The organism is Pseudonocardia sp. SID8383 (assembly GCF_009864975.1).
Taxonomy (GTDB): domain Bacteria; phylum Actinomycetota; class Actinomycetes; order Mycobacteriales; family Pseudonocardiaceae; genus Pseudonocardia; species Pseudonocardia alni.
Genome location: NZ_WWFY01000590.1, coordinates 1 through 9,258, shown reverse-complemented (window position 1 = coordinate 9,258; position 9,258 = coordinate 1). Strand labels below are relative to the sequence as shown.

The 9,258-nt window shown below is 74.0% G+C and carries 8 protein-coding genes and 1 riboswitch; of the genes, 7 read left to right on the top strand and 1 reads right to left on the bottom strand.

What is annotated here, in order from left to right; translation table 11 throughout:
• The 6 genes from GTW08_RS14480 to GTW08_RS14455 all read left to right on the top strand — a co-directional run.
• Window positions 1-832, top strand: an 832-nt coding sequence (locus tag GTW08_RS14480) for a nitrilase-related carbon-nitrogen hydrolase (protein ID WP_161152054.1), incomplete at its 5' end; no start/stop codon positions are given.
• A complete protein-coding gene (ugpC, locus tag GTW08_RS14475; protein WP_073577020.1) occupies window positions 820-1,875 on the top strand; it encodes an ABC transporter ATP-binding protein in 1,056 nt (351 codons plus the stop codon). The genes GTW08_RS14480 and ugpC, both read left to right, overlap by 13 nt.
• A gap of 133 nt (window positions 1,876-2,008) precedes the next feature.
• A complete protein-coding gene (locus GTW08_RS14470; protein WP_073577019.1) occupies window positions 2,009-2,341 on the top strand; it encodes a helix-turn-helix domain-containing protein in 333 nt (110 codons plus the stop codon).
• Between the two features lie 7 nt (window positions 2,342-2,348).
• The gene (locus GTW08_RS14465) at window positions 2,349-2,975 is read left to right on the top strand and encodes a hypothetical protein (protein WP_083658869.1); all 627 of its coding nucleotides are present in this window, start codon (window positions 2,349-2,351) and stop codon (window positions 2,973-2,975) included.
• 55 nt (window positions 2,976-3,030) lie between these two features.
• Window positions 3,031-3,104: riboswitch (cobalamin riboswitch) on the top strand.
• A 90-nt stretch (window positions 3,105-3,194) separates the two neighbouring features.
• Window positions 3,195-6,896 carry a cobaltochelatase subunit CobN gene (cobN, locus tag GTW08_RS14460; protein ID WP_073577018.1) on the top strand — a complete coding sequence of 1,234 codons (3,702 nt, stop codon included), beginning with the start codon at window positions 3,195-3,197 and terminating at the stop codon, window positions 6,894-6,896.
• A gap of 94 nt (window positions 6,897-6,990) precedes the next feature.
• Window positions 6,991-8,058, top strand: coding sequence for an alpha/beta fold hydrolase (locus GTW08_RS14455; protein WP_073577017.1), 1,068 nt, complete (start codon window positions 6,991-6,993; stop codon window positions 8,056-8,058).
• A 3-nt stretch (window positions 8,059-8,061) separates the two neighbouring features.
• Here GTW08_RS14455 and GTW08_RS14450 read toward each other — a convergent pair whose 3' ends face one another.
• Window positions 8,062-8,319, bottom strand: coding sequence for a hypothetical protein (locus tag GTW08_RS14450; RefSeq protein WP_073577016.1), 258 nt, complete (start codon window positions 8,317-8,319; stop codon window positions 8,062-8,064).
• Window positions 8,320-8,460: 141 nt separating this feature from the next.
• Here GTW08_RS14450 and GTW08_RS14445 point away from each other — a divergent pair, with 141 nt between their 5' ends.
• Window positions 8,461-9,093 (top strand): hypothetical protein, encoded by a 633-nt coding sequence (locus GTW08_RS14445; RefSeq protein WP_073577015.1) that lies wholly within the window; start codon window positions 8,461-8,463, stop codon window positions 9,091-9,093.
• Window positions 9,094-9,258: the final 165 nt, after the last annotated feature.

Below are 9,258 nucleotides of genomic sequence, written 5' to 3'. Positions count from 1 at the left end.
GGCGCGGATCGACGCCCCGGACCCGGCGATCGCCGAGCGCGCGGTGCGCGAGGCGGTCGCCGGCGGGGCCCGGCTCGTCGTCCTGCCGGAGCTCACCGTCTGCGGGTACGCCTTCGCCGACGCCGCGGAGGCGCGGTCCGCCGCCGAACCCGCCGACGGTCCCACCGTCGCCCGCTTCGCGGCCCTGTCGGCGGAGCTGCGCTGCGTCGTCGTCGCCGGGTTCGCCGAGCTCGGGGCCGACGGCCGCGTGTACAACAGCGCCGCCGTCGTCGAGAACGGGGTGCGCCGCGCGGTCTACCGCAAGGCGCACCTCTGGGACCGGGAGAAGGAGCTGTTCACCCCCGGCCAGGCGCCACCTCCGGTGGTCGCGACCGCTGCCGGCCGGATCGCCCCGATGGTCTGCTACGACCTGGAGTTCCCCGAGTGGGTGCGCCGGGTCGCGCAGGGCGGCGCCGAGATCGTCGCCGCCCCGGTGAACTGGCCGTGGCGCCCGACCCCCACCGGGCAGGACCCGCTGGAAGTCGCGAAGGTCCGGGCCGTCGCCGGGGCCTACCGGGTGCACATCGTGGTTGCGGACCGCTGCGGCACCGAGCGCGGGGTCGCCTGGTTCGGCGCGCCGGTGATCGCCGACGCCGACGGGAACCTGCTCGCCGGCCCCGGCGGTCCGCCGCCGGGGGAGCCCGGCGTGCTGCTGGCCACGCTCGACCCGGCCGCCGCCCGCGACAAGCGCCTCTCGCCGCACAACCACGTCCTGCACGACCGCAGGCCCGAGCTCTACCGCGAGACCGACACCGACTCCGACACCGAAGGAGCACCACCATGGCCGGCGTGACCTACGACGCGGTGACCCGCCGCTATCCGGGGTCCCCCCGGGCCGCGGTGGACGCACTCGACCTCGAGATCGCCGACGGCGAGTTCCTCGTCCTGGTCGGGCCGTCCGGCTGCGGCAAGACCACCTCGCTGCGGATGCTCGCGGGGCTCGAGGGCGTCGACGACGGCCACATCCGCATCGGCGATCGCGACGTCACCGGTGTCGCGCCCAAGGAACGCGACATCGCGATGGTGTTCCAGAACTATGCGCTCTACCCGCACATGACCGTCGCCGACAACATGGGCTTCGCGCTCAAGATGGCAGGCGTCCCGAAAGCCGAGATCACCGGCCGGGTCGCCGAGGCCGCCCGGATCCTCGATCTCGAGCAGTACCTCGGGCGACGCCCGAAGGCGCTGTCGGGCGGGCAGCGCCAGCGGGTCGCGATGGGGCGCGCGATCGTCCGCCAGCCGCAGGTCTTCCTGATGGACGAGCCCCTGTCCAACCTCGACGCCAAGCTGCGGGTGCAGACCCGCACCCAGATCGCGTCGCTGCAGCGCCGGCTCGGCGTCACCACCGTCTACGTCACCCACGACCAGGTCGAGGCCATGACGATGGGGGACCGGGTCGCCGTGCTCCGCGACGGCGTGCTGCAGCAGTGCGCCGCCCCCGGCGAGCTCTACCAGCGGCCCGCGAACGCCTTCGTCGCCGGCTTCATCGGCTCGCCGGCGATGAACCTGCTGAGCCTGCCGGTGACCGCCGACGGCGTCCGGCTGGGCGGCGTCGACGTCGCCGTGCCGCGCGGGGCGGGGGACGCGGTCACCCTCGGGGTCCGCCCCGAGGACCTGCACCTCGCCGACGACGGCATCCCGCTGGAGATCGACCTGGTCGAGGAGCTCGGCGCGGACGCCTACGTCTACGGGCGCACCCGCGTCGACGGCGTCGAACACCCGATGGTCGCCCGGGTGGACGGGCGCCGGCCCCCGGCGCGGGGCACCGGGGTGCACCTGGCACCGGACCCGGCGCGTACCCACCTGTTCGCCGCGGACGGCGCCCGGCTGGGCTGACGGCCCGGGCGCCGCCGCCCGGGTCCTCGGTCCCGGCCCCCGGTGGCGCCCACCCGCCGGTCCCAGCCGGTGCGGACGCCGTCGTCGACGGGGCGGATCGCGAGCGAGACCGCGACGAACGCGACCAGCCCGGATGCTGCTCGCCCTGCTCGACCACGAGCGGCTCGGCGGGTTCGCCGTCGCCGTCCTCGGCCCGTTCGACGCCGACCCGCGCGGCCCCGAGCTGTTGCGCGCGGTGGCGGCGTTCGTCGAGCACAACGGCCACTGGGAGGCGACGGCGACCGCGCTGGGCGTGCACCGGCACACCGGGCGGAACCGGATCACCGCGGCCGAGCAGGTCAGTGGACGACGCCTGTCCGCGGCCCAGGACCGCCACGAGCTGTGGCTCGCCCTGCAGGCCCGTGACCTCGGCCGCGCCGGTAGGGACGGGGTCTCCCCGGGCGGGAACGGCGCCGATCGGCTCTGATGGCGGGGTGCCTACCGCCGGATCCCCCGTCCTGGACCGCTTCGACGGCTGGATCTGCGGGCTGGGCACGACCTCGGGCAGACGGATCGTGGTCGGCCACTGGCCGGACACCCCGCTGGGGTCGTTCACCGACGTCATGACGGAGTCCGCCGACGGGCACCGCACCCTGCTCGCCCCGACCGGGGAGGTCGCGGAGTTCGTCTCGGCCACCTACACCTTCGACGAGGTCCGGATCGTCCCGGTGACCCACACCGCCCACGACGACCGGCGCCGGGTCGTCGCCGGGCCGCTGCAGGTCGGCTGGCGGGTCGGTGGTCGCCCGCCGCTGGGCCGGCTCCTGCGTGCGGTCCCCGGTGCGCTCGCCGTGCACCCGTGGTGGCTGCGGGCGATCGACCCGATCGCCCGCCGGGTGATGCCCGGGGTGCGGACCGTCGGCACTGCGGGCAACGGCCGTCGCGAGTACTACGGGGCCCGCGACCTGCACCGCGTCGCCGCCGCCTCGGCCCGCTGGGACGACGGCGACTGCGGCGGGCTGGCCCCGGTCGTCCCGCCGGTCCGGTTCGGCTTCGGCTCGGCCCCCGCCACACCGTCGCACGTGCGGATCACCACCCTGGTCGAGCGCTCCTTGACGTGACCCGGTGGCGCCACCGATGGTGACTCACGACAACCGAAGACGGCGAGCGGAACCCCAGGAAGCCGGTGCGAGTCCGGCGCGGTCCCGCCACTGTGACCCCTCGCCCCGGCGAGGGGGAGCCAGACACTGCGCCCGTTCGCCGCGCCACCCCACCCGGGACGAGGATCCCGAGGAAGGTACGTCGATGACGCGCGCCCACACCGCCCCCGGAGCCGTCCGGTGATCCTGCTGCTGTCCACCTCGGACACCGATCTCCTCTCGGCCCGGTCCTCGGGCGCGGACTACCGCCTCGCGAACCCGAACCGGGTCACCCACGACGAGCTGGCGGAGATGGCCGACGCGGCCGACGTCGTCGTCGTCCGCGTCCTCGGCGGGTACCGCTACTTCGAGGAGGGGCTGGACCTGCTGCGGGCCCGCGCGACGCCGCTGGTCTGCCTGGGCGGGGAGATGGCCCCGGACGCGGAGATGATGGAGCTGTCCTCGGTCCCCGCGGGCGTCGCGGCAGAGGCCCACACCTACCTCGCGCAGGGCGGCACGGAGAACCTGGCGCAGCTGCACGCGTTCCTGTCCGACACCGTGCTGCTCACCGGCGAGGGGTTCGCGCCGCCGGTGGAGCTGCCCGAGTGGGGCGAGCTGTCCCTGCCCGACACGGAGGTCGACGGGCCGACGGTGGCGGTGCTGTTCTACCGCGCCCAGTTCCTGGCCGGGAACACCCGCTACATCGAGGCGCTCTGCGAGCAGATCGCGGCGAAGGGCGCCCGCGCGCTGCCGATCTGGTGCGCGTCGCTGCGCCAGGCCCCGGCCGCGCTGCTGGAGCGGCTGCGCGAGGCCGACGCCATGGTCGTCACCGTGCTCGCCGCGGGCGGCACCAAGCCCGCAGGCGCGCAGGCCGGCGGCGAGGACGAGGAGTGGGACGTCACCGAGCTGGCCGCGCTCGACGTCCCGATCCTGCAGGGCCTGTGCCTGACCAGCTCCCGCGCCACCTGGGAGGCCAACGACGACGGGATGTCCCCGCTCGACGTCGCCACCCAGGTCGCCGTGCCGGAGTTCGACGGCCGGCTGATCACCGTCCCGTTCTCGTTCAAGGAGACCGACGCCGACGGCCTGTCGGTCTACGTCCCCGACGACGAGCGGGCCGCCCGGGTCGCCGGGATCGCGGTGAAGCACGCGACGCTGCGCCGCGTCCCGAACGCGGACAAGAAGATCGTGCTGATGCTGTCGGCGTACCCGACCAAGCACGCGCGGATCGGCAACGCGGTCGGGCTGGACACCCCGGCGTCCACGGTGGCGCTGCTGCGGACGATGGCCGCGGCGGGCTACGCGGTCGCCACCGAGGGCGAGGCGGCGTTCCCGGGCGTCGAGGCCGGCGACGGCGACGCGCTCATGCACGCCCTGATCGAGGCCGGCGGGCAGGACCCTGACTGGCTGACCGAGGAGAAGCTGGCCGGCAACCCGGTCCGGATCTCCGCCGCGACGTACCGCAGCTGGTTCGACACGCTGCCCGAGGACTTCCGGTCCGGCGTCGAGGAGCACTGGGGCGAGGCGCCGGGCGAGCACTACGTCGACCGCTCGCAGAACCCGGACGGCGACATCGTCGTCGCGGCACTGCGCCGCGGCAACGTCACGCTGATCGTGCAGCCGCCCCGCGGGTTCGGGGAGAACCCGGTCGCGATCTACCACGACCCGGACCTGCCGCCGTCGCACCACTACCTGGGCGCCTACCGCTGGCTGGCCGCGCCCGAGTCCGAGGGCGGGTTCGGCGCGCACGCGATCGTGCACATCGGCAAGCACGGCAACCTGGAGTGGCTGCCCGGCAAGACGCTGGGCATGTCGGCCTCCTGCGGCACCGACGCCGTCCTCGGCGACCTGCCGCTGGTCTACCCGTTCCTCGTCAACGACCCGGGGGAGGGCACCCAGGCCAAGCGCCGGGCGCACGCCACCCTGGTCGACCACCTCATCCCGCCGATGGCGCGCGCCGAGTCCTACGGCGACATCGCCCGGCTGGAGCAGCTGCTCGACGAGCACGCGAACATCTCCGCGCTCGACCCGGCGAAGCTGCCCGCGATCCGCCAGCAGATCTGGACGCTGATGACCGCGGCCCAGATGCACCAGGACCTCGGGCTGGAGCAGCGCCCCGACGAGGACGTCTTCGACGACATGCTGATGCACGTCGACGGCTGGCTCTGCGAGATCAAGGACGTCCAGATCCGCGACGGCCTGCACGTGCTCGCCCAGGCACCGGCCGGGGAGCAGCGCGTCGACCTGGTGCTCGCGGTGCTGCGCGCCCGGCAGATGTGGGGCGGCGAGCAGTCCGTGCCGGGTCTGCGCCAGGCGCTCGGCCTGGTCGAGGACGGCTCGGAGTCGAACACCCGCACCGACGCCGTCGAGACCGTCGCCCGTGCCCTGTGCTCGGCGATGGAGACCTGCTCCTGGGACCCCGCCGCCGTCCCCGCGGTGGTCGCCGAGCACCTGGCCCCCGTCCCCGGTGGCCCCCAGGGGAACTCTCGTAGCGCTCTAGGCCACGAGAGTTCCCCTGGGGGCACCGGTGGGGGGCTCCCGGGCGTCGACGTGGACGCGGTCACGGCGGTGCTGCGCTTCGCCGCCGACGAGGTCGTGCCCCGGCTCGACGCCACCGCGCACGAGCTGGACCGGGTGCTGCACGCCCTCGACGGCGGCTTCATCCCGGCCGGCCCGTCCGGCTCGCCGCTGCGCGGACTGGTCAACGTGCTCCCGACCGGGCGGAACTTCTACTCCGTCGACCCCAAGGCGGTCCCGTCGAAGCTGGCCTGGGAGACCGGGCAGGCGATGGCCGAGTCGCTGGTCGAGCGCTACCGGGCCGACCACGGCGAGTACCCGCGCAGCGTCGGCCTCTCGGTGTGGGGGACCAGCGCGATGCGGACCTCCGGCGACGACGTCGCCGAGGTGTTCGCCCTGCTCGGCGTCCGCCCGGTGTGGGACGACGCGAGCCGTCGCGTGCGCAGCCTGGAGGTCATCGACCTCGCGGAGCTCGGCCGCCCGCGCGTCGACGTCACGGTTCGGATCTCCGGGTTCTTCCGCGACGCGTTCCCGCACGTCCTGGCCCTGCTCGACGACGCGGTGAAGCTGGTCTCCGAGCTCGACGAGACCCCGGAGCAGAACTACGTCCGCGCCCATGTCGAGGCCGACCGCGAGCGCACCGGCGACGACCGTCGCGCCCGTACCCGGATCTTCGGCTCCGCGCCGGGCACCTACGGTGCCGGGCTGCTGCAGCTCGTCGACTCCCGTGACTGGCGCGGCGACGCCGACCTCGCCGAGGTCTACTCCACCTGGGGCGGCTACGCCTACGGCCGCGGCCTCGACGGCGTCCCCGCACGGGACGACATGGAGAACGCCTACCGGCGGATCGCGGTGGCGGCGAAGAACATCGACACCCGCGAGCACGACATCGCCGACTCCGACGACTACTACCAGTACCACGGCGGCATGGTCGCCACGGTGCGCGCGCTGACCGGCACCGCGCCGGCCGCCTACGTCGGGGACTCGACCCGTCCGGAGGCGGTGCGTACCCGCAGCCTGCACGAGGAGACCGCCCGGGTCTTCCGTGCCCGCGTGGTCAACCCGCGCTGGATCGCCGCGATGCGGCGGCACGGCTACAAGGGCGCGTTCGAGATGGCCGCGACCGTCGACTACCTGTTCGGCTGGGACGCCACCACCGGCGTCATCGCGGACTGGCAGTACGAGACGCTGACCGCCGAGTACGTGCTGGACCCGGACAACCGGAAGTTCCTCGCCGAGTCGAACCCGTGGGCGCTGCACGGCATGGCCGAGCGGCTGCTGGAGGCCGTCGACCGTGGTCTCTGGGAGAGCCCGGAGTCCGCGACGCTGGACGCACTGCGCCAGGCCTACCTGGAGTCCGAGGGCGACATCGAGGGCGACGGCTGAGCCGCGGGACCCTCCGGCCTTGACACCGATGGTTTCCCAGGAACATATTTCCTGGGAAACCATCGGTCGACCGTCGCGAGCCCCGGAGGACCCCGTGCCCGACCCCGAGCCCACCGCCCGGCCCCGCTACGGCCGCGACGAGCCCTACGAGGTCTTCGAGATCGACGACCTCACGCTCGACTGCGGGCGGACGCTGCGCCCGGCCCGGATCGCCTACCGCACCTACGGAGAGCTGAACGCGGCGAAGGACAACGCGATCGTCTACCCGACCTGGTACTCCGGGCGGCACTGGGACAACGAGTGGCTGATCGGTGAGGGGATGGCGCTCGACCCGGACCGCTGGTTCGTCATCGTGCCGAACATGCTGGGCAACGGGCTGTCCACGTCGCCGTCGAACGCCCCGGTGCCGCACGACGGCCCGTCGTTCCCACCGATCCGGGTGCGCGACAACGTCGAGGCCCAGTACAGGCTCGTCACCGAACGCTTCGGGATCAGCACGCTTCCGCTGGTGCTCGGGTGGTCGATGGGTGCGGGCCAGACCTACCAGTGGGCGGTCAGCCACCCCGAGATGGTGCAGCGCATCCTGCCGTTCTGCGGATCGCCGCGGACCGCGCCGCACAACCAGGTGTTCCTCGACTCGCTGCGTGCCGCGCTCCAGGCCGCGGTCGGGTTCGACGGCGGCCGCTACACGGTCCCGCCGGCGCAGGGGCTGCGCGCGTTCGCCCGGATCTACGCCGGCTGGGGCTTCTCCCAGGCGTTCTACCGGGACGAGGAGTGGCGCCGGCTGGGCAACACCTCGCTCGAGGACTTCGTCGTCGACTTCTGGGAGGGCTTCTTCCTCGACGGTCGGGACCCGAACAACCTGCTGACCATGCTCGACACCTGGTGGCACGGCGACGTCGGCGCGACCCCGGGCGCCGGCTCGACCGAGGAGGCGCTGGCCTCGATCCGGGCGACGGCGATCGTCATGCCCGCGGAGAAGGACCTGTACTTCCCGCCCGAGGACGAGGCCTGGGCGGTGTCGCACATGCGGGCCGGCACCGAGCTGCGGGTGATCCCCGGGGTGTGGGGCCACTTCGCCGGCGGCGGGAAGAACCCGGTCGACACGGCCTTCATCGACGCCGCCGTGGCCGAGCTGCTCGCCCGCCCGTCCGGGATCTGAGGCTCAGCGCCCCGGTACCCGCGTCCGCGACGCGGCCGGCGCACCGGCGACCGCGGGCACCGCGACCACGACCGGCAGCGCGACGGCCGGTGACGCCGGCGCCACCAGCAGCGCGCCGCCCAGGCCGACGAGCGCCGCCGTCGCCGGCTGGTCGAGGAGCTGGGCCGCCGAGGAGTGCGGGCCGACGTCGTGGGTGTCGGAGTGGGCGAGGGTCAGGTAGGCGATCGCGGAGAACGCCCCACCCATCCCGAGCCCCGACACGCCCCCGGACCCGACGGCGAGCCGGCCCGGCAGCAGCCCCGCACTGAACCCCGGTGCAGGTCAAGTCGATTCAGTGACCACCTGTCGTGATCAACAACCACGCTCCGTGTTTCCGGCTCGCGCAGTCGGGTACACCGCGTTATGACCGACATCACAACGATCATCGTCGTCGCCGTGGTGGTGATCGTCGTCGCCGTACTCGCCGTGGTCGCCGCGACGATGCTGCGCCGTCGTCGCTCCGCCGAGCTCCGCGACCAGTTCGGACCCGAGTACGAGCGCACCGTGCGCGACGCGGACGACCCCCGCGACGCGGAGAAGGAGCTCGCGCAGCGCCGCAAGCGCCACGACGCGCTGACCTTGCGATCCCTCGACCCGCAGGAGCGCGACGGCTACCGCCGCCGGTGGCAGCAGGTGCAGGAGGGGTTCGTCGACGATCCGTCGCGGGCGGTGCACGACGCCGACGCGCTCGTCGCCGACGTCATGGCGGCCCGCGGGTACCCCGCCGAGGACGTCGACCGCCGGGAGGAGGACCTGTCCGTCGCCTACCCGGTCGTCACGCAGCGCTACCGCGAGGCACGGGCCATCTCCCGTGAGCACTCCGCCGGGCGAGCCGGGACCGAGGACCTCCGGCACGCGGTGACGAGCTACCGCGCACTGATCGACGCGCTGCTCGACGACGGCGACGGCACCGGTTCCGGTGGCCGTCCCGAGAACGACGGCCGCCACCGCCAGGGCGGACCGGACCAGGACACCCGACGGGAGACCACGGCATGAGCGAGCACCAGGGCAGCAGCAAGGCGGCCCGACTGGCCGACTCGATCAAGGACGCGTTCACCGGCCGCAGCGAGGACGAGCGTGACGCCGGCTGGGAGCGCCGCGAGGCGGCGGGCACCGCCGAGCAGGACGCGGGCGTCCCGGGCCGGCGCCACGGTGACCCGG